Annotated in this window: 16 protein-coding genes; 5 read left to right on the top strand and 11 right to left on the bottom strand. The window is 47.0% G+C overall.

Features of this window, described 5'->3' with window-relative positions; all coding sequences use genetic code 11:
- Window positions 1-6: 6 nt before the first annotated feature.
- Complete coding sequence (locus tag OM416_RS24045) at window positions 7-495, top strand: DMT family transporter (RefSeq protein ID WP_264933765.1); 489 nt, start codon at window positions 7-9, stop codon at window positions 493-495.
- Window positions 496-582: 87 nt separating this feature from the next.
- On the opposite strand, the gene OM416_RS24040 is transcribed toward OM416_RS24045, so the two are convergent.
- The 5 genes from OM416_RS24040 to OM416_RS24020 form a co-directional block, all read right to left on the bottom strand.
- Window positions 583-1,299, bottom strand: a complete 717-nt coding sequence (locus OM416_RS24040) for a YebC/PmpR family DNA-binding transcriptional regulator (RefSeq protein WP_264934035.1) — start codon at window positions 1,297-1,299, stop codon at window positions 583-585.
- 277 nt (window positions 1,300-1,576) lie between these two features.
- Window positions 1,577-3,298 (bottom strand): assimilatory sulfite reductase (NADPH) hemoprotein subunit, encoded by a 1,722-nt coding sequence (gene cysI / locus OM416_RS24035; RefSeq protein ID WP_264933763.1) that lies wholly within the window; start codon window positions 3,296-3,298, stop codon window positions 1,577-1,579.
- 53 nt (window positions 3,299-3,351) lie between these two features.
- The gene (locus OM416_RS24030; protein ID WP_264933761.1) at window positions 3,352-5,187 is read right to left on the bottom strand and encodes an assimilatory sulfite reductase (NADPH) flavoprotein subunit; all 1,836 of its coding nucleotides are present in this window, start codon (window positions 5,185-5,187) and stop codon (window positions 3,352-3,354) included.
- A 259-nt stretch (window positions 5,188-5,446) separates the two neighbouring features.
- On the bottom strand, window positions 5,447-10,657 hold the full coding sequence (locus OM416_RS24025; protein WP_264933759.1) for an S-layer homology domain-containing protein: 5,211 nt from the start codon (window positions 10,655-10,657) through the stop codon (window positions 5,447-5,449).
- A 415-nt stretch (window positions 10,658-11,072) separates the two neighbouring features.
- Window positions 11,073-12,629 carry an ABC-F family ATP-binding cassette domain-containing protein gene (locus OM416_RS24020; RefSeq protein WP_017688769.1) on the bottom strand — a complete coding sequence of 519 codons (1,557 nt, stop codon included), beginning with the start codon at window positions 12,627-12,629 and terminating at the stop codon, window positions 11,073-11,075.
- 197 nt (window positions 12,630-12,826) lie between these two features.
- Between OM416_RS24020 and OM416_RS24015 the strand changes: the two genes are divergently transcribed.
- The gene (locus OM416_RS24015; RefSeq protein ID WP_264933755.1) at window positions 12,827-13,300 is read left to right on the top strand and encodes an SET domain-containing protein; all 474 of its coding nucleotides are present in this window, start codon (window positions 12,827-12,829) and stop codon (window positions 13,298-13,300) included.
- A 245-nt stretch (window positions 13,301-13,545) separates the two neighbouring features.
- On the opposite strand, the gene OM416_RS24010 is transcribed toward OM416_RS24015, so the two are convergent.
- From OM416_RS24010 to OM416_RS23995, 4 genes are read right to left on the bottom strand one after another with little or no spacing between them, the layout of a single operon-like run.
- Complete coding sequence (locus OM416_RS24010; RefSeq protein WP_264933753.1) at window positions 13,546-14,154, bottom strand: DUF1349 domain-containing protein; 609 nt, start codon at window positions 14,152-14,154, stop codon at window positions 13,546-13,548.
- A gap of 48 nt (window positions 14,155-14,202) precedes the next feature.
- Window positions 14,203-15,549 (bottom strand): dihydrolipoyl dehydrogenase family protein, encoded by a 1,347-nt coding sequence (locus OM416_RS24005; protein ID WP_264933751.1) that lies wholly within the window; start codon window positions 15,547-15,549, stop codon window positions 14,203-14,205.
- A gap of 50 nt (window positions 15,550-15,599) precedes the next feature.
- Complete coding sequence (gene opuFB, locus OM416_RS24000; protein WP_264933749.1) at window positions 15,600-17,111, bottom strand: osmoprotectant update ABC transporter permease/substrate-binding subunit OpuFB; 1,512 nt, start codon at window positions 17,109-17,111, stop codon at window positions 15,600-15,602.
- Window positions 17,104-18,078 (bottom strand): ABC transporter ATP-binding protein, encoded by a 975-nt coding sequence (locus OM416_RS23995; protein WP_264933747.1) that lies wholly within the window; start codon window positions 18,076-18,078, stop codon window positions 17,104-17,106. Before OM416_RS23995 ends, opuFB begins: the two co-directional genes overlap by 8 nt.
- A 254-nt stretch (window positions 18,079-18,332) precedes the next feature.
- On the opposite strand from OM416_RS23995, the gene OM416_RS23990 reads away from it, so the two are divergent.
- Both OM416_RS23990 and OM416_RS23985 read left to right on the top strand, forming a co-directional pair.
- On the top strand, window positions 18,333-18,695 hold the full coding sequence (locus OM416_RS23990) for an iron-sulfur cluster biosynthesis family protein (RefSeq protein WP_062834125.1): 363 nt from the start codon (window positions 18,333-18,335) through the stop codon (window positions 18,693-18,695).
- Between the two features lie 234 nt (window positions 18,696-18,929).
- On the top strand, window positions 18,930-19,703 hold the full coding sequence (locus OM416_RS23985; RefSeq protein ID WP_264933745.1) for a D-alanyl-D-alanine carboxypeptidase family protein: 774 nt from the start codon (window positions 18,930-18,932) through the stop codon (window positions 19,701-19,703).
- Between the two features lie 129 nt (window positions 19,704-19,832).
- On the opposite strand, the gene OM416_RS23980 is transcribed toward OM416_RS23985, so the two are convergent.
- The gene (locus OM416_RS23980) at window positions 19,833-20,072 is read right to left on the bottom strand and encodes a hypothetical protein (protein ID WP_264933743.1); all 240 of its coding nucleotides are present in this window, start codon (window positions 20,070-20,072) and stop codon (window positions 19,833-19,835) included.
- 130 nt (window positions 20,073-20,202) lie between these two features.
- Here OM416_RS23980 and OM416_RS23975 point away from each other — a divergent pair, with 130 nt between their 5' ends.
- On the top strand, window positions 20,203-20,835 hold the full coding sequence (locus OM416_RS23975; RefSeq protein ID WP_076330914.1) for a nitroreductase family protein: 633 nt from the start codon (window positions 20,203-20,205) through the stop codon (window positions 20,833-20,835).
- A gap of 40 nt (window positions 20,836-20,875) precedes the next feature.
- On the opposite strand, the gene OM416_RS23970 is transcribed toward OM416_RS23975, so the two are convergent.
- A complete protein-coding gene (locus OM416_RS23970) occupies window positions 20,876-22,054 on the bottom strand; it encodes a leucine-rich repeat domain-containing protein (protein WP_264933741.1) in 1,179 nt (392 codons plus the stop codon).
- Between the last annotated feature and the right edge of the window lie 164 nt (window positions 22,055-22,218).

The raw sequence follows: 22,218 nt of genomic DNA, 5'->3' as shown, positions 1-22,218 counted from the left end.
ACAACCATGTTAATTACAGGAATTTCGCTTGCGTTGCTGGCAGGTGCACTTGTCAGTCTGCAAACGATTTTTAATAGCAAAGTCAATGAACGCACCGGTTCATGGTCCACCACAACGATGGTGCTTTTCACCGGATTTATTGCTTCATTCCTCATCTCTCTGCTAGTCGAAGGCAAAAATACATTCAGCTTTCAACATATGCAACCTTGGTACTGGCTCAGCGGAGCCATCGGCGTTGGTGTAGTATTCTGTCTCGTTCAAGGGATGAAACTACTTGGCCCAACGTATGCTATCTCAATCGTGCTAACATCCCAACTCAGCTTTGCTCTATTGTTTGATTCCATGGGGTGGCTCGGTCTGGAGCAAATTCCTTTTTCGTGGAATCAACTGCTCGGTGTACTTGTCATTGTGGGTGGAATTGTATTATTCAAGTTCGGTGGAAATAAATCGGAAAAATCAGATCAGTCCCCTGGAACGTTGCAGTCTGACTCGTAAACAAACAAAAAAAGAGTGTCCGTCCAATCCTAGAGATTGGTCAGACACTCTTTTTTATGCAATCAAACCATGTATCGCTTTGTTTTCTTACACGAACTCTACGTTATGGTAGACCTGCTGAACATCTTCAAGGTCCTCAAGCGCATCGATCAGTTTCTCGAACTGAGCTTGTGCATCCTCTGGAAGTTCAATATGGTTTTGCGCAAGCATCGTCAGCTCGGCTACTGTGAACTCAGTAATACCCGCAGCTTTGAATGCTTCTTGTACAGCGTGGAATTGATCCGGTTCTGCATATACAATCACAGCATCGTCTTCGTCCACGATATCACGTACATCCACATCTGCTTCAAGCAGAAGTTCCAGTACTTCCTCGGAATTTTTGCCTTCAACACCGATAACCGCTGTAGGATCAAACATGTAAGCAACAGAACCGCTGACACCCATGTTGCCGGCATTTTTGTTAAACGCAGAGCGCACTTCCGGCGCTGTACGATTTACGTTGTTCGTAAGTGCATCAACGATGACCATCGCACCATTCGGTCCGAAGCCTTCATAACGCAGCTCTTCATAGTTCTCATCCCCGCTGCCTTTTGCTTTTTCCATCGCACGATCAATAATGGCTTTGGGTACATTATACGTTTTGGCACGTTCCAGCACGACTTTCAGTGCACGGTTCGCTTCCGGGTCCGGTTCGCCCTTCTTGGCAGCTACATAGATCTCAACGCCGAATTTAGCGTAGACCCGGCTCGTGTTTGCATCTTTTGAAGCTTTCTTTTCCTTGATATTATTCCACTTACGACCCATATCGTTTCCGCTCACTTTCAACATGTAATCTGCTTTTACTATGCCATTATATCTTGTTGAGCGTACTTCAACAAGTTAATACACACGAAAAAATGGGAATAACGCCGGTGATTATCCATCTCCGTTTGAAGTTTAGCCACAGATTATCCTCTCATCAATCTTTCTGCAGCAACTCCCGTTATCTATATTCCCATCATATATAGTAAACAAAAAGCACTCCGTAAGGAATGCTTCCGCCATAGATCAGTCTTAACTTCAGTTCATCTTACCCGGTCATTTAAGCATGAAATTGTCGACCATCCAGCACTTCTGGAACATATCCCGCACGAATGACAAAGTCTCCGAAATGTTCACCTTCATTGCGCTCTTTGGCATATTGATTCACCATTGGAGTCAACGTGTCCAGAATCTCGGTTTCGCCAATGTTTTCTTTGTACAGCTTGTTCAAGCGATGTCCGGTGAAGCTGCCTCCGAGATACATGTTGTATTTACCTGGTGCTTTACCAATAAACGAAATCTCCGCCAGCATCGGTCTTGCGCATCCGTTCGGGCAGCCCGTCATACGAATGACAATCTCTTTGTCTCTCAGCCCTGCTTCGTCCAGTACTGGCTCCAGTTTATCAATCAAAGATGGCAAGTAACGTTCGGATTCAGCCATTGCCAGACCACAGGTCGGAAGTGCAACACAAGCCATCGAACTTCTGCGCAGCGCAGAGTAATGCGCACCATCGGTCAGGGTGTACTGCTGAATGAGTGCTTCAATCTTTTTCTTCTTCTGGCTGCTGATATTACCGATAATCAGATTCTGGTTCGCCGTCAGACGGAAATCACCCGTATGCACTTTGGCAATTTCACGCAGACCCGTCATGAGCGGATAGCCGTCAACATCCTTTACACGACCATTCTGAATGAACAGCGTGTAATGCCATCTGCCATTATTGCCTTTTACCCAACCATATCGATCTCCGTTCGTCTCAAAATGATACGGACGTGCCACATCCAGTTTCCAACCCAAACGGATAGTCAACTCTTCGATAAACCACTCCACACCACGGTCATCCAGCGTATATTTGAAACGAGCATGTTTACGAACCGCACGATCACCATGATCGCGCTGAATCATGACTGTTTTCTCCGCAACATCAATCATTTGCTCCGGTGTACAGAACCCAATAACTTTGGAAACCTGAGGATAGGTTTTGGAGTCACCATGAGACATCCCCATGCCACCGCCAACGGAAACGTTGAAGCCTTGCAGCTTGCCGTTCTCCACAATAGCAATAAAGCCAAGATCCTGTGAAAAGACGTCCACATCATTGGATGGCGGTACAGCAATGCCGATTTTGAACTTACGTGGCAAATACACTTTGCCATAGATCGGTTCAACCTCTTCGTCGGAATCCTGGGAATCAATCACTTTCTCTCCATCAAGCCACAGCTCATGGTAAGCCCGCGTGCGAGGGTCCAGATGATTGCTCACCTGACATGCCCATTCATACACTTCGGCATGAACATCGGACTGATTCGGATTCGGGTTACACATCACGTTACGGTTCACGTCACCACATGCAGCCAGCGTGCTTAGCAATGAATCGTTCACTTCGCGAATGGTGTTCTTGAGATCCCACTTGAGTACGCCATGCAGTTGAAAAGACTGACGTGTGGTCAGACGAATCGTCTCGTTTGCATATTTATGTGCAACACTGTCCATCATCAACCATTGCTCTGGCGTTACAATGCCCCCGGAAGCGCGCACACGCAACATGAATTGGTATGCAGGCTCCAGCTTGGATTTGTGACGCTCATTACGCAGGTCACGGTCATCCTGCATGTAGCTGCCGTGGTGTTTCATCAGACGGTTGTCATCCTCGGGAATCGCACCCGTGATACGATCAGCCAACGTTTCGGTCAGACTTCCGCGCAAGTAATCACTTTTGATCTTTATATCTTCCACATCGCTATTCGTGCGCTGTGGGTTAAGTAAGTTATTATAAGCCATGCTGCTTTCTCCTCTCGTCTCTGCGGGTTAATGCAATCCGGCTGGGCCGGTAATTAATAGACGTCCCGCTGATAACGTTTATCCTGTTGCAACCGTGTCAGATATTCCGATGCCTGCTCAGGCGATAAGCCGCCTTCTTGTTCAAGAATCGTGGTAAGCGCAGCATGCACATCATGTGCCATTTTTTTCTCGTCACCACAGATATATACACTTGCACCTTCCTGGAGCCACTGGTACAACTCTTTGCTGTGTTCCAGCATGCGATGTTGTACATACACTTTCTGTTCGGTATCACGGGAGAAGGCTACATCCATCTTCGTGAGCACACCATCTTTGAGCCAGCGCTGCCATTCCGTCTGGTACAGGAAGTCGGTAGCAAAATGCTGATCCCCGTAGAACAGCCATGTTTTGCCTTCTGCGCCAGTTTCCTCACGTTCACCTAGGAAAGATCTGAATGGCGCTACGCCTGTACCTGGGCCAACCATGATGATTGGCGTATCCGGGTTCTCAGGGAGCTTGAAATTCGGGTTATGCTGTATATATACAGGCAAGGTATTGCCAGCTTCGATTCGCTCAGCCAGATGAACCGAGCATACACCGTAACGCTCTCTGCCACGTGCCTCATAACGTACCGTACGAACCGTAAGATGAACTTCGTCCGGGAAAGACTTCGAGCTGCTCGCGATGGAGTATAGTCGTGCCGGAATTTTGCGAAGAGCAGCTACGAATTCTCCGGCAGGAATGCCTTTCAGATTATAATCCTGAACCAGATCCAGCAGATCACAGCTGTGCATAACTGTACGGAATTCGGAATCATCTGCGAGCAGCGCTGTCAATCCGCTTCCCGGATTCAGCTTCGCCAGTTGTTCCACGACCGGTTTCGTTACAGCTGTAATCTCGAAATAACGCAGCAACGCTTCGTGTACGGATGCCTGATCCCCGTTTTTATTCACAGTCACGCGCTCATCGGCATTCCATCCCATGGCTGCAATCAGTTCATCCACAAGACGCGGGTGATTCTCAGGAAATACCCCAAGGCTGTCACCAGGCTCGTAATCCAAGTTAGACCCTTCCAAGGACAACTCAATGTGACGTGTTTCACGGTCCGAACCTCTGCCATTCAGATTGAGATTTTCCAGCACCTCACTCTTGAATGGATTCGTGCGATCATATTCGGATTCCCCACCGCTCACCGCAGCTGTAACAGCCTCAGTGGTTACTGTGCCCGCAGCAGCTGATGTGCTGCTTAATGATGCCAATACTTCATTCATCCACTCCGCAGCTGCTTCATCAAAATCAACATCACAGTCCACGCGCGGTACAAGAGCTGTACCACCCAACTCCTGCAATCGATTATCGAAATCCTTACCTGTCTGACAAAAGAACTCATAGGAGGTATCTCCGAGAGCCAACACCGAGTAACGAAGTCCTTCGAGCTTCGGAGCCCGTTTGCTGTTCAGGAATTCATGCAGTGGAATCGCATTATCCGGCGGTTCACCCTCGCCGTGGGTACTAACGATGATAAGGAGATTTTCAATTTTCTTGAGTCCGTTCGGTTTGAAATCTCCCATCGAAGACAACGTTACCTGAAGACCTTGCTCTTCAAGTTTCTTGGCCAGCTTCTTCGATAGGCCACTGGAATTCCCGGTTTGTGAACCGAAGAGCACCGTCACTTCCCTGGACACTGGCGGAGCACTGACAGGCGCAATACCTGTAGTTGGTGCAGCCTGTACCAGGTTAGCTGGAGCCGTTATTGTCGCGCTTGCCTGAATTGCTGCAATATATCCACTCAACCAAGTCCGTTGTCCATCGGTCAGCGTAGGAATAAGACGATTAAGCAGTTCAACTTGTTCTTGATTAAAAGGGCTGTTTGTCACTTGAAGTTCCACTATTTGCCACCTCGCGCATTGCTTCGATTTTAATTCCGACTAAAATGATCACATTAATTAAATTTCTTCTCTCTAAAACCTAACACACCGGGTGTTTAGGGTCAATTTCAATGATTTTATGACATTTATCAGTTTCGCTGATAAAGGAACAATATGTGCGAATCCATCTCTGTTAGGGTAACGCCAAAAGACTTACTCCAACCTGGGTTTCAGGTCAAAGTAAGCCTTCTTTTTCACACGCTGCGATTCTGGTGTATCATCACTTATTCCATACGAGTTTGCTCATCATCGCATATAGCAACGTAGCCGATTCGGCTCGGGTCGCTTCGGCAAGAGGTTTCACTTTATCGTTGTACCCGTTGGCAATACCCAAATTCACAAGTAATGCCACGCTATCCCGGGCATAGGAGCGAATCTCGGAAGCATCACGGAAACGAGTGAGACTATCTGTTGCAGCCGACTCAGAGTCAACCAGTCCAGCCGCTGCAAGAGCTCTTACTGTCAACGTCATCATTTCCTGACGGGTGATCGTGGACTCTGGCAAGAAGCGCCCGTCACCGGTACCGCCGGTGATACCGAGCGAACGTGCAGCTGTAACTGCTTCGTAGTAAGGAGCCTTTTCGTTCACATCAGAGAACGCATTCCCGGAAGCTGTATTTAAGCCCAGCGCTGTCATCAGCCACTGCACGTATTGGCCGCGGGTCATCTCCTGTTTTGGATGCAACTGGGTGGAGTCTTCACTTGTCTCGGCATCAATCACGCCTCGGACAGCCAAAGCCTCCATCGCTTTCTTGGCCCACTGCACTTCTGCAAGATCTGCGAATGTCTGCTCCACAGAGACAACAGCATAATTTCCTGCAAGAGACGTTACGGAAAATACAATCTGCCCACTATTGGAATCGTAGTGACTTTGTGGCAACGGGGTTACCACACCGTTCGCGCCAATGGCAAATGCTACAATCCGATCCTGCTGAGCATTTGGCGATGATTGGTAAGGCAGACGCAGCACCAACTCGCTTCCCGATGGCCATGGTTGGCCCTCCAGTTGCAGTTCAAGTTGAACCCCATACTGCGTGCCAAGCTGATCTGCTACTCTTTTCGGTAGCTCCGTTCTGACCAATCGGATGGATGCAGTCCCATCACCAACCACATCCTTCGTTAACAACGTCGCAGGAAGCACTAATGTCCCCAGATCAGTAACGATGTTGAACACATGTGTTTCACCTTGATCCAATAATGCAGAGGCTGGCAGAGACACTTCATATGCAGTTGCTCCCGAGACTGGCTTCAGACGAAGTTCGACCAAGCGCTGACCCGCTTCTGTTGAAGGCGCAACTTTGAAAGCCTCTTTGATGGTGGAAGCATCCACTTTGGACTGCACTACACCCTTCTGGTCAGATTGCCCCTGCAACTCCAGAACACTACGGTCTTTCTGTGGTTCAGGTTGTGATGCAGGATTCTCCGCACTTGGGCTACTATTTCCTGATTGTCCACCATTGCTGCCTGAACCTGAACCATTTCCTTGGTTACCACCTGTACTACCGCCCGAACCAGGGTTACCTCCGGGGGAAGGAACAGACGCAGGTACCTTCACCGTCAATGGCACAGTCAGAGCTTTACTGTCGTCAGAAGTTCGAGTTATTTCCAATGCAAGTAGTACCCTTGTTTCCTTTGATGGCGGGACAATTGTTCCATCGGTTTGAATGACAGACGGTACCGAACTGGAAGCGATCGTCGCCGTGAAACCTTGCGGCACTACCGGTAACTTCAGTTTTTTTGCACCTGTAGAAGGCTGTTCCAGTTCCGTAATGCCTGTAGCTACATCGGCAGCGGTCTGCTGGACCGTAAGTACCTGATATGCGGAAGATAAACTACTCACGGATTGCCCAGACGCATCAAAAGCTTCCACTTTGTAATAGTAATCTGTGCCGGGGTTCAACTCACTGTCCTTGTATTCTCTCAAATTTCCGTTATAGACCACTATATACTCACCTTGCTCACGATCTGAGCGGTAGAGCTTATAGCTTGCTGCGCCAAGACGTGCATCCCAATGAAGCGTTGCGCTCGTTGAATCAAACGCCTCAGCATTGAGGCCAGCACTGTCATTGGCAGGTGGTGCCGATTCTGGTTTAACGATCATAATCCAACTAATCATCGGGTCCTGCGATGCCGTGTTGCGCACGGTCAGTTCCAGCTTGTTGTCCGACACACTAATGCCTTTGTGCGCTCTCACACTGGCAGGTGTAAAAGTAACTGCACCCGTATTGGCGCCATTAACAAGGAAATTTGCTCTCCGCGATGCATTGGTCCACGGATCGTTGAATCCTGCGTATACATCGTATGTCCCGTTCGGCACATCAAATGTATAGGTTAAGTCCGTACCTTTAGGAGAATTGCTGACATTGCCACCGTTCAGATAACGCACGGTCGAGAATATATCCCCGCCATTCGAACCGGATGCCAACGCATCAGCACTAACGTAACCCCAATTGCGTCCTTCTGCCGGAGCGTACATCTGATCCGGTGTTCCCGGATTGGCAAGCGTTCCTTTCATATAGGCACCCATGAGACTATAATCAGCCGTTTCATAACCTCCGCTATTCACAAAATATAGTGCATTCTCTGGAATGACGTTTACACGAACCGCCTGCTTTTTGTTGTTATATTCAGGTGTCGTTACCTGTAACATAAGCGGTCCTGGCTTGGCAAAATCGTCTGCCGTCATGGCCCGATTATCAATCGTCCATACCGCTGGCGTTGATACCAGTTCACCACCGTCGCGCACATTCAATGTGGTTGGCAGGGATGGTACTTTGCCAAGCGCCACGGCTTCTGGCAACGGATCAGCGATATCGACCTTACCCATCGAATTCAGCAGATCAGGTGTCCAACTGTTATACCACTTGATCGCAATGTCAGAGCCTATTCCAAACTCAATTGGCAAGAACACGTATTTTGCAGCGTCATTTGAGAAATTGCCACCATTCCACGTATCCCCCACGTAAATGAATTTTCCTTTTTCCGGATCGACCGGAATGACGGATGTGGTCTGTGTGCCAAATGCTTTGCCTGGATCGGGATCACTTTGCAACGTACGTACAAACGGATTGGTCTGCGTTGACCAAGGCCCGAAAATATTGTCCGCCACCGTCACTTTGTTTTCATTAGGGGCCCAGCCAGAAGCTCCAGAAGTCAAAATATAATATTTACCCTGGTACTTGAACATCGCTGGCGCTTCGCGTTGCCCTCCCGGGAACACCCGCACGTAATCGACGCCGTATTGCGCCTGATAGGTGGAATCGCGTACCGGATTGCCTTTGTCATCCGTTCGACCTTCCTTATGCCACCCTGTTACGTCACTGTAGTCTTCAGTCAGTTTGGAGATATACAGCGTCAGGTTTTCTTCGCTGGAGTAGATGAGATAACCGGTGCCGTCATCATCCTTAAATAGTGTCATATCACGAGCCATCCCCACATCGCTTGGGAAGTAATCTTTCTCTCCTTCGGGGGTTCTGTCCATTCGGTAACTTTTCTGATACACGAAAGGCCCTGTCGGAGAGTCGCTGATCGCGTAACCTGCTCGCGCTTTACCGTAGTTCGCATTATTGTTGTACGGGTCCTTGTCTCCGTCCATATGAGCCCACATTACGTATTTCTTCGTTTTGTCGTTGTAGATGACTTTTGGTCGTTCAATAATCCGACCTCTGCGAATATCTGCCCAGATATCCACGCGGTCCTCACGCCCCGCATACAATTCAGAGATCAACGGGTCATTGTCAAAATCATCCATCGATTGGAGCGTCGTTAAAGCCATGCCTCCATCCGTCCAGTTCATCAGATCCTTGGAAGAATACACACGCACACCAACCGCTGGCCAGCCGCCCTTATGATATTCGCCATACCAGTAATAGGTCTCTGTCTGTTCATCATAGAAAAAACCAGCTCCATGCGCATCGATCGGCTTCCCGTCCAGATCTGGCCACAATTGCCCCGGAGTAATGCTTGTGCGAACTGTGGCAACCCCCAACGGTGCGGATGCGGGAGAAGTTACGCCGTCTACGGTCGCCTGGAGGATGTAAAAATATCCTGTACCCATCGTCAGACCACTATCGGTAAACGTGCTTTCATTGCCACTGTACACCTGCTGATATGTCCCCGTTGCACTAGTTGCACGGGACACTGTATACGTTACATCAGATCCAGGTAGGACATTCCATCCGAGAGAGATCGATGTATCCGTCACAGCTGTTGCAGCAAACTCTGCAGGAGAGTCAATGGAATACGTCGTGGCTTCTGCAACGGTGAATGCTGACTCCCCAGCTGCGTTATAGGCTGTTACACGATAGCTGTAACTGTTACCGGGCTCAAGCCCCTCATCTGTGAAAACAAGCCCCTTCCCTTCGTATACCTGCTCATACTGGTCACTTCCAGATTCAGCCCGAACCACGCGATAACCAGTTGACTTGTCCACAGCGGACCAAGATAGCTTTACGCTTGTGGCATTAAGTGCCTCGGCCTTTAATTCGCCAGGAGCCTGTGGTGCCGACGCAGTTGTCCGAACTTCCAGCGGAGCAGTCCATAATGATTCGGTTAGGCCTCCGTATTCATAAGCAAGCCTGTAATAATACACCGTATCCCCGCTTAATCCTTCATCTGTGTGTCCCAAAGTTCCGGTGTTGGTTACCAGAGAATAACCGCCTTCAGACGTAGAGGAACGGTACAAGCGATAGGCTGATGCTCCCGCGATTTCAGACCATTGCAGTGAAACCGAAGAAGCCGTCTGCTCAGCAATAGAGAGCTGAATATCATTCCCCGGCGGCGGCTCGGCGATGGTCACGTCATCTGCATGGATCGACTGCCACTTATTTCGAATGCCAACGGTACCTGAACCGTATGTAGGATCGACCAGACCAAATACCAACCGATCGGAGCCGTTTTCGACGATATACCCGCGAATGGAGGTACCCGACAGCACCACTTTGAGCGTGTACCACGTATTTTTGGCAAATGCATAGTCCACCGTTTTCAGTGGTGTATCTGACCCGTTTACCCTTTTCGAGAAAACGAGTTTATTGTTAGGAACTTGCATTTGAAAATAGTAAAAGTTGCTCTTATCCTGAAACCGCGGCAATATTCCCGGATACCCCTGACCGGCTCCAGTGAAAAAGCGCATGGACACGGTCATGTCCGACATGGAGTCTCCGGTGGAGATGATGCCTTCATTGGTATCGCTCTGGAAAAGTGTGGAGTTGGAACCATCTGTCGGGTCCGCGATCACTTCCCAATTGCCTGAGCTAACGTTCCAGGCAGGTGATGCCGTGAAATCCCCATCCGAAAAATCGTCCTGCAACAACGTGGCGGGTATACGGTTCAGATCGGCAAATGCCTTACTCGGCAGCAGCAGCGGTCCAGAGGATAGCGCAAGTGTTGCAGATAACATGAATATCATGGGTTTCCTGAGTTTATCCAATGTTCATTCTCTCCTTTGGCTTGGAAGATGAAAGCATGGTTCTTGAAGGCGCAGTGTTGTTGTCCAGCCTGTCCTCAGCAGCGGTCAGTAACGAGCTAGGCCACCTCCTTATTTTAATGAAACCGGTTTCATTTGAGCGCAAAAAAAGACCCGTCTTCCCTTCTAAGTGCAATGATACTCAATTGGAATACCGTATCTTCCTTTGCCCCTATGCAGTGAAACAGGTTTCTAATATATAAATGTAATCGCTTTCCTGAATTATATTATTGCCTTATTCAAGCTGTCAACTATGAATTCGACTCAAACATTTTTCGTTAAAACCATGCAAAAAAGACGCGAGTTCTGCCTGTTTTGCAAGCAAAATTCGCGCCTTTTCTCACCCTTCGAGCTTGTTCGCAAGCTCGCTCGTAATAACTTAGAATACTTTCGTTGTCCACGACTCACAGTTCCAAGTCTCCGTAACGACATCACGATAGAATTCCGGTTCGTGGGAAATCAGAAGAATACTGCCTTTGTAAGCCTTGAGCGCACGTTTCAACTCTTCCTTGGCATCAACGTCCAGATGGTTCGTCGGCTCATCGAGTACAAGCAGGTTGGTTTCATTGTTGATCAGCTTACAGAGACGCACTTTGGCTTTCTCCCCACCACTTAGTACAGCTACCTTGCTCTCAATGTGTTTTGTAGTCAAACCACATTTCGCAAGTGCAGCACGCACCTCGAATTGGGTATAAGAAGGGAACTCCTGCCAGATCTCTTCAATACACGTATTGTAGTTGGCATCCTTCATCTCTTGCTGGAAGTAACCAATCTCCAGATGTTCGCCGCGTTGAACAGTTCCTTCCAGAGCTTGTATTTCACCCAAAATACTGCGCATCAGGGTTGTTTTACCGATTCCGTTCGCACCAACGAGGGCAATCTTCTGTCCCCGCTCCATACGCAGATCCAGTGGTCTGGACAACGGTTCGTTGTATCCAATGACAAGTCCTTTGGTTTCGAAAATGAGCTTGCCGGATGTTCTTGCATCACGGAAGTTGAACTGTGGTTTCGGTTTCTCCTTGGCGATCTCGATGACATCCATCTTGTCGAGCTTCTTCTGTCTGGACATCGCCATATTGCGTGTGGCTACACTTGCTTTGTTACGCGCTACAAAATCCTTGAGGTCAGCAATCTCTTGTTGTTGGCGCTTGTACGCCGACTCCAGCTGCTGTTTTCTCATCTCATGCACTTCCTGGAAGTGATCATAATCGCCCACATAGCGAGTTAGATTCTGGTTCTCCATGTGATAGATCAAGTTGATAACACTGTTTAGGAACGGAATATCGTGAGAGATCAGAATAAAAGCATTCTCATATTCCTGCAAATAACGTTTCAACCATTCGATATGCAATTCATCCAGATAGTTCGTAGGCTCATCCAGGAGCAAAATATCCGGTTTTTCAAGCAGCAGCTTGGCAAGCAGTACTTTGGTACGCTGTCCACCACTCAGGTCATTGACGTCTTTATCCAGACCGATATCTGTCAGACCCAGACCACGTGCGGTTTCATCCACTTTCGCGTCGATCATGTAAAAATCCTGGTTCGTCAGCGTATCCTGAATCGTACCCACGTCTTCAAGAAGTTGTTCAAGCTCCTCTGGAGTCACATCGCCCATTTTGCCATACATATCATTCATTTCCTGTTCCATGTCGAACAAATACTGGAACGCGCCGCGAAGTACGTCACGGATCGATTGGCCTTTGTTCAATACAGCATGCTGGTCCAGATAACCAACACGCATCCGTTTGGACCACTCTACCTTGCCTTCATCCGGCTGAAGCTTGCCTGTAATAATGTTCATGAAGGTGGATTTACCTTCACCATTGGCCCCGATCAGACCAATATGTTCGCCCTTCAAGAGGCGGAATGAAACGTCGTTAAAGATAGCACGGTCACCAAAACCGTGACTTAATTTTTCTACATTTAATATGCTCATTCATGACACCTTTTCTATATAGACTTAATTCTTTGTATATTATAAGCGTTATATCCTGCACAACTCAACGCCATATTAAAAATTATTCCACCTTTTTGGCGGAAATTTGCCTTATATGAAAGTATGGGTTAAAATTTTGCCTTAATGATTTACTACTATACAGAACGGAGCTCTTCGAAGAGCATCAGGTGAAGATTATGATTGAAGTGAAACAATCCAAGTTAGGTGATGGTGGTGAATTTAACCGTGGGGTATTTGCTACCGTTGATATTGCCAAAGGAACGCTTATCCATCAGGCACCCGTCGTGCCTTACCCGAATGAAGATCATGAGCATGTCGAAAAAACGATCCTGGAAGATTACGTGTTCGAATATGGGGCGAATCATACCGCCATTCTGCTCGGCTACGGCAGTCTGATCAACCACTCTTATGAACCTAACGCTACTTATGATATCAATTTTGATAACCACACCTTTGACTTCTACGCATATACAGATATCAAAGCTGGCGAAGAGATCGTGATCAATTACAACGGTGAGGAAGACAGTATGGACCCACTATGGTTCCTGGACGATTACGAGGAGCGTATGCTGGAGTTTAATAAGTCCAATTATGATGAGGATGAAAAAGAGAACGAGTCCCAGTCCGTGGATACGGACACGAGTAAATAAACGTTAAACTCAGTAAAGTTCGCAAGCACTCTCGTTGTACATGCAAAAAAACTTGCGTACCCGGTAAATTATGAAATGAGTACCTGGAGTACTCTAGTACTCTTCATGGTCCAAAATGTAAACACGAAAATAAGCAAGTCCTCCATTAATGGAAGACTTGCTTATTTGTATTACCTTGCTTTTTAAGCCAGATATACTTGTTCAAGTTTCATTGTTTAAAGTACATCTTAACTTGTTAACTTGTCTTAATCCGTAATTGGCGGATCTGTGTGCAAGTCTTCATCCGGTGCCGTGGATGTCCACTTCGTAAAGGCTACCTCGAAACCTGCACGCTTCGGTGAACATAGGAACGGACCGGCTTGTTTGTTCGTCGGATAGGCAAACCGCGCAACTCGAATCGTTCGCCAGGCATGCTCATCTGTGCGAGCACGTATGACAACGGCCTCGTTACTGTAGGAGGCTCTGATCGTTACAATTCGTCCACCCCACTCTGGCACCGGAGATAATGACCAATCGGAATACGTATCCGTCACGACGGCTCCAACATGAGCGACACCATCATTGACTTCAACCCCAGCCTTGATCCATTGATCTTCCCCGTACCATAACATTAATCCCGCCTGATCATACAATTCGGTAAATGAACTCAGATCGAAAGATATTTGAATGGCTTCCGTTCCATCCCATGGTGCAAGCATGGCGTGTCCATTCCGATGACAGAACCCGTAGAATGTTTTTTCCCAGAAGTCACTACCTTCCTGAGCTTCCACGACGAAACGATCCCTATCCATCCGCGCAGCAACAGGTTCCGTGGTCCACTTGCCTTCATGCAGCCCTATAAAATCCGATGACATCGCTATTCTCATCCTTCCTTCCGTCCCAAAGAGGGGACATCATCACTTCTACAATAGAGAACCCAAGTCCGATGCAGCAGTAGGATATGCAAAATTCATGGTGTTTAGCTGATCAGTCGTTAGATTGAATTGAATCGCCATTGCAAAAAGGTTAATCAATTCTTCTGTTTTGCTACCGAGCACATGCGCACCCAGAATACGGCCGGTTGATTTATCGATCACCACTTTGGCCATGGCAACTTTTTCATGCGTTCGCTTGTAAGTATACCATTTCGACATATCATTGACTTGTACCTCGTAGCCTTCTTTCTGGGCTTGTTCCGTACTCATGCCTACAGATCCAAGTGCGGGGACAGTAAACACAATGGAAGGCATGACTTTATAATTTGGTTTGTGTTGATTTCCCTCCAACAAATTAAACGATACCGCGCGGGATTCCTGTCCAGCTAGCGGGGTCAAAGGCAGTCCTTTTGTGTCGGTCACATCGCCAGCAGCATACACTCGTGGATTGCTTTCACTTTGCAAATACTCGTTCACCGTAATCCCCTTTTTGCTGTAGCTGACGTTGCCATTCTCCAATTCCAAGCCATCCACATTGGGAATGCGCCCGGCTCCGTGCACGACAAGTCCGCACTGCCACTGGTGATCTGCACCATTGCGTGTACCATGAACGACATAGGCGTTCCCCTCTTGCCGTATGGATTTCACCTCCGCGTTCAAGTGAACATGAATGCCGACCTCTTTCGATTTTTGCAACAAAGCTTCCACTAGTTCCGCATCAAATGATTTCAGTGGCTGTTCACTCCGATGCAGGATGTGGACTTCCGTCCCGGCTCTGGCCGCAATATGAGCAAACTCAAATGCAATGTAGCCACCGCCTACCAGAACTAATCGATCCGGCAGTTGTTCCAGATCCAGAAAGTCATCACTGTATAGGAGATGCTCTGAACCCTCAATCTGAAGTGGTGCAGGTCTTGCACCTGTAGCAATCAGAATATGTTTGCCATGAAGCACTTCTTCTCCAACTTGAATATGGTCTTCATCGACAAATGATGCTTTACCATGAAACGTATCCATTCCGGCCTGTTTGAATTTATCCTCGCTTGCTCTGGGTATGCTCTCGGTAAAAGTGCGCTTAAACGCCATCAATTCAGACCAGTCTATTCTCGCCTGTCCTTGAATTCCTTTCCCTTGCATCCGTTCATTCCAGTCAATCAGCTCCGCGGCTCCGGCCAGTACTTTCTTGGGATCACAGCCACGCAGTGCACAGGTTCCGCCGAACTCACGTTCATCAATCACAGCTATCTTCCAGCCAGCTTCAGCACAGCGGGTAATTACAGAGCTTGCGGCGCTTCCTGTTCCGATTGCAATTAAGTCATAGGTTTCTTGGGTCATCACTGTTCCTCCTCATCCTTTTGGTATATCTATTGCAGTGATGCCTGAAGTTACAGCAATCCAGCCTGTTTAAGGTACTCTGCTGCCACCTTTTCGGGATTCGCTCCCTCTACGTTCACGTCATAGTTCATCTGACGCATATCGTCATCGGTAATTTTGCCAGCAAGCTGATTCAGCACCTCAACCAGTTGTGGATATTGATCTGCCGTTTCTTTACGAAGCATCGGCGCGCCTTGATACGGTGGGAATAACTTCTGATCATCCTCCAGCACAACGAGTTCATATTGTCTCAACTCACTATCTGTGGAGTAGGCATCTACGATATTAATATCGCCCCGCTGAAGAGCACCATAGCGAAGCTTGGGTTCCATGGTTGCCACGTTCGGGAATTCAATCCCATACTTCTTCTGAATGCCAAGGTATCCGTCTTCCCGATCCGAGAATTCAAGTGTGAATCCTGCCTTCATCTGCTGCTCCACCGGTTTGAGGTCGGAAATCGTTTTGAGATTGTGATCTGCGATACTCTGGGGTACAGCCAAAGTGTACGTGTTGTTGTAATCCATAGGTTTCAGAAGCACCATGTTGAACTGACTCAGCATTCCATCTCTAGCCTGTTCGTAAACCTCTGTTCGATCCGTACTCACAGCCGTTTCCTTCATGAATTCGGAGATGGCTGTCCCTGTGAATTCAGGATAGATATCAATATCCCCTGACTTGAGTGCATTGAAAAGGAATGGCGTTTTGCCTAATCCGGGCTTTAGTTCAACGGTCAGGTCTGTATCTTTTTCAATCAGTAATTTGTACATATTAATCAGAATTTCGGGTTCCGCCCCCAGTTTCCCGGAAATGACGAGATCCTTCTGTCCTCCCCTCGCAAAAAAGGGAATGGTGATCACAAGTATCGCGATCAGAGCAAGCGAACCCAAGGTAACCAAAGTTTTCTTGAATGACAAGCGCTGGAACTGACGCAATAGCACATCAAACAAAATGGCCAACAATGCGGCTGGAATAGCTCCTAGGATGATCAGTGCCGTATCATTCCGATCAATGCCCAGTAAGATTAATGCACCCAAGCCTCCTGCGCCGATCAAAGCAGCAAGTGTCGCCGTTCCTACAATCAGGACCATCGCGGTCCGAATTCCGGCCATAATGACAGGCATCGCCAGCGGCAGCTCCACTTTGATTAGCCGTTGCCGACTATTCATGCCCATCGCATTCGCCGCTTCGACCATGGAAGGATCGACTTCGGATATGCCTGTGTACGTGTTGCGAAGTACCGGGAGCAGCGCATACACCACCAGTGCAATAATTGCAGGCAGTGTGCCTATGCCGAATAACGGGATAAGCAATCCGAGAAGCGCCAGAGAAGGAATGGTTTGCAATACAGCCGTAACCCCGATAATCGGTTCAGCAACTCTTGGCTTTCGTGTCAAGTAGATACCAAGCGGAATAGCAATTAGAACAGCAAAAAACAACGCGATAAATGAGATCTGAATATGTTCAAGCAGTGCAGACAATAACTGACCTTTACGCTCGCTGAACACCTCCGTGAATCTACTCATGTCCATCACCTCGCTCCTGTAACTGACCAGACCAATATTTCATCAGATCAGCCCGACTGATCTCGCCAATAATCTGGCGGTTACGTTCAACCAGTAGATGGTCATGGGAAGCCATGATCTCAACTAGCTCCGTCAACGTAATGGATACGGGAACGGCAGTTTTGGCTGATTTTGGCACATGACCAGGTGAGAGCGGCGACATGATGGATTCGAGATCAAATGCAGACTGTTCGCTCATATCGGAACTTGGACTCCCCACAAACTCGCGTACGAAATCATTCGCTGGATGCTGGATCAGTTCTTCCGGAGTGCCTACCTGCAAAACCTGTCCATCCTTCATAATGCAGATGCGATCCCCCAGCTTCATCGCTTCCTGAATATCATGGGTAACAAACACAATTGTTTTTTTCATCTGACGCTGGATATCCAGAATATCGTCCTGCAATTTCTCGCGGCTCATCGGATCGAGTGCACTGAACGGTTCATCCATCAAAACTATCTCGGGGTCAGCAGCGAGTGCACGCAACACACCAATTCTCTGTTGCTGTCCTCCAGATAACTCGGCAGGTTTACGTTCACTGTACGTATCTCCGTGCAATCCAACCATGTCCAGTAGCGTATGTACGCGCTCTTTGATTTGATCTGACTTCCATTTTCGGAGTTCCGGGACAACCGCGATATTTTCGGCAATGGTCATATGCGGGAACAATGCAATCTGTTGCAGCACATATCCGATATTCCATCGCAATTCGTGAATGTTGTATTCATCGATTGGGCGTTCATTGATGCGTACTGTTCCATCTGTTCGTTCAATCAGGCGATTGATCATTTTGAGCATGGTGGTTTTGCCACATCCACTTGGACCAATCATGACGAACAGCTCTCCTTTGTTAATGTTGAGATTAACCTGACGCAAGGCTGTAGTCCCATCAGGATATTGTTTAGATACATTTTCAAACTGAATCATCCGCACTCTTCGCCCCTTTATCTAGGGCGTGTCTCAGACACGCCCTAACATTCATTCTCATCTATTTCCCCAAAAGTGTGTTCGTATAATCACTGCTCCGGATAATGGTGTTGCTTCCATCATTTTCACTAGAGCTATCTGTTCATGAAAAAATAATGCGTTGATTTATGTCGATAGTGGTATAATATTGGTAGTCATTGAGAGTATAAATTATCCTTTCACCACTTTTTTCATTTATAAAGGAGTGTTCCCATATGTATATTCAAATTACTGATCTGGCTGCAAAACGCTTGACCGAAAGCCTGAATGACCAACCCGGATATTTCAAAGTAATCTATGACCTGGAAGGTTGCGGATGTAACGGAGTTATCGCGATTATCATTGTTGACGAACTTGCGACTCTCGACGCGCAGATTGAAACCAATCTGGTCCCGTTCTATGTTGATCCGAAGCAGCAGCTGAATCTTGAACAACACATGAAGCTGGATACGGAAGAAAATTATCCTTCTTTCAAATTGAGCAGTGATTCCGGTGTCCTCAGCGGTAACGTTCGTGTTCGCGATACCCGCGCCGTAACTGTAGGAAACTCCAGTGGATCTGACGCCTGCATGTTGTAATACAGTCTCCAGCAGGAATTAATCTAGCATTGCCTCTCTTCACATCAAAAGCCGCTGCATCTAATGCAACGGATTTTTTTAACGTTCTTTTCCTTATTTGCCTCTATCAGAGTTGCAAAAAGAAGACTCTAACAAACTTTGTTTACAACTCGGAAACAATTGGAGAACCTATGGATATAATCCTCTAGTATACTCGGTATATAGATTCATATAATCCGAGGAGGAACACTCATCATGAAATCTTTTACTCGTAAATCCATCATATCTACAATTCTCGTAGGCTCTGTTGTAGCAGGTTCTGCTTTTACTACACTTCCTATTACTCCAAGTCTGAATCCCGTCGCATCTGCGGCAAGCTCCAGCTTCACTCAATTTCTGCATGATAATGCACCTGGTCGTACGATCAAAACGATTAAAAACGTGGCAACGGTGACCAATGTGTCCAGTACGGTTGTGCTTGTCAATAAAAAAAGAAATCTGCCTTCGACTTATGCACCTCAAGATTTGGTCGTACCTAATATTCCTTTTAGCTTCTCAGGTTCCAGTCCGAAGAAACAAATGCGTAAAGTGGCTGCAACCGCGATTGAAAAATTATTCGCTGCCGCCAAAAAAGACGGCATTGATATCAAAGCGGTATCTGGCTATCGCTCTTATGCGACCCAAAAATCGATTTTTGACCGTAATGCCAGTATCAAAGGTGAAGCTGTTGCCAACAAAACAAGTGCTCGTCCAGGACAAAGCGAACATCAGACTGGTCTAGCCATGGATATCTCCAGCGCTTCGGCCGGTTATGATCTACAACAAAGCTTCGGCAACACCAAAGAAGGCAAATGGCTGAAAGCCAATGCCCACAAGTACGGATTCATCATCCGTTATGGCAAAGATCAGGAGAAATTGACAGGCTATTCTTATGAGCCATGGCATGTACGTTATGTAGGGGTATATATTGCTGGTGAGATTACCAACCAGAAACTTACGTTGGAGCAGTATTTGGAACGTGCCAAATAAGGCAGGTTTGAAACCCAAGTTTAGTCAGTTATCCCATCAGATAAAAGAAGCATGTCTAAAGCTCAGCTGAAGCAAAAGATGGGGCCGAAACTGGCCCTCTTCTGCTCCAATCCTTCTTTGTACACCTCATCATGTACCTGCAATTCTTCTAAAAACCAGCGGCAATCTCTTCATGCTTTCCGTTCCGGCCCAAGAACCCACTCCAGCAAGTAGTGCATTATGGCACAAGTAAAGTGCGACGTTGTAAACGATTGAGCCCAGAATAATTTCCATAACCACAAAACGTTTTAGGGTTGAAGATTGGATCACATATACCCGAAATTCATTCGGGTTATGTCCTCCCTTATACCTTGTGATGAATGTTCTCATGAATCACCTCTAGTGTTTTATTTTAGCGTATGGCAGGCAAACCTTGTCTTATTCTAAAATAATACTTACATAAAGTAACTAAGTGTGTTATAGTCAGTTTATAAATCATACATAAGCGAGGGAAACCATCATGAGTGAGTTAGAGAATCTAGTCAAAAATCGTAGATCGGCCGTTATTTTTGAAGAAGGAATTGAAATTTCGGATTCGGAACTGCAAGAGATGTTTGCCCTGAACAAATTCGCACCATCTGCCTTTAACCTGCAACACACGCACTATCTTGTGCTTAAAGATGAGGAACAGATAGAGAAAGTCTATGAAGCTTCCCAGCAATATAAGGTAAAAACAGCTTCTGCGGTCATCGTGGTTTTGGGCGATGTCAACGCACACCATCATATCCGCACCATTAACGAAGGCTTGCTGAACCTGGGCGCACTCACTCCGTTCCAATACGAGCAGGAATCCCAAAGTGTCACTGAATTTTACGAATCTCGCGGCAGATTCTTCCAACGTGAGGATGCGATTCGAAATGCCAGCCTGTCTGCCATGCAATTGATGTTGATCGCTCAGGATCGCGGTTGGGACACCTGTCCAATGATTGGTTTTGACTCGGAAGAACTGCAACGGAGTTTGGATATTCCCGACCATTATGTACCTGCCATGATGATTACGATCGGCAAAAAGTCGGAAGCCAAACAGCGTCCACGCGGTTACCGTAAACCGATTAACGAATATGTTAGCTTCAACAAAATGCACGCTGAATAACATAAAAATAACAAAGCAAAAAAGCCACGTTCTCGTGGCTTTAATACGTTTCATAGATCAAGGTGTCCAACATTTGAAAATCCTCATCAAACTCCGCGTATATGTACAGTCGGCCTGCAGGTGTATCCCCCGCATCATAACCCAATCGGAAATATTGATCTCCCTGAAATTCGGCATCAGCCAAAACCAATTCATTGATATCCTCGTCCGGATGGGCCTCGGCAATGGTTTTAAGCGCCTGCTCACCAAGGATGTCCCACCGTTTCCACGTCGCTTCCATGTATGGGGATAAAGCTTCCATCTCTGTCTTGGTTGAAACCTGTGCAGTGATTACAAGCTCATTGCCCCGAACCAGCAAGCGCGTCTGATAGTTGGACATCGATCCATCATACTGAAATAGACCCATCCCCTGAACTTCATGATTGGATTCAAAAATTAGATTGTCGGCATACTGCAATCTTTTCAGCTTGGGATTAAGACTATAATCCAACTCGGCCAACTTGTTCTCGGAACAGTACAGCTCACGTAGTTGCACGTTATGTCGAATGTCCAGCTCGCTAATGTAATTGTTAAAACAACGGACACTCTCCAAAACCAAATTCGAACGAAGATCCAACTGTTTGATATGGTTGTGGTGACAGCGAAGTTCAATTAAATTTGGACAACCGGTTACATTAAGTTCCAACATGTAATTGTTGGCGCAATCGAGTCGCTGCAGTTGCTTATTGTGTTCAAGGTCAAGCGAGAAAAGAGCGTTATAACTGCAACTGAGTTCCTCCAATCGCTCAAGGGACTCTGTAACCAGCTCCGACAACATATTCCAGTGGCACTCCAACGTAACAAGCTTGGAATTATGAGAAAGATCCAATTTACGAAGTCGATTAAAGCTGCAATCAAGCACCTGTAATTCTTTATTTGGACTAAGGTCCAGTGTAAGAAGCTGATTTTCTCTGCAACGTAACATCCTCAGCTTGTGATTCTGAGTAAGATCCAGACCGGTCAATTGATTATAGGCACAATCCATCTCTTGAAGACCCCTGAAATACTCGATTCCGTCAAGATTGCTAATATTGTGATTAGAAAGTTGCAATGTCTCAACCTCTCGAATGTCACTGTCCTGAATGAACCCGCGCTGATTACAAAAACGATCCAAAACAACTCGCCTGAAACGTTCATCTGTGAAAGCATAGGTGATATCCATACCCGTATCCTGCCCCACTCGTTTTCTTCTCTTGGAACAGTCTTCCAACATATTATCCCTATTCTATGAGTTTCAACGTAGGGAATCAATATTAAGTCTGTAAGACCTGTGTAAAACTCATGTTACAACGAAACGAAAAAAGTGACTTCAGGTTGAAGTCACTTTCTTGTTCAATACTTTTA

The sequence above is a fragment of the Paenibacillus sp. LS1 genome (assembly GCF_026013365.1).
Taxonomy (GTDB): domain Bacteria; phylum Bacillota; class Bacilli; order Paenibacillales; family Paenibacillaceae; genus Paenibacillus.
Note: the sequence above shows the minus strand (reverse complement) of the source record. Positions and strands in the feature narration are given on the sequence as shown.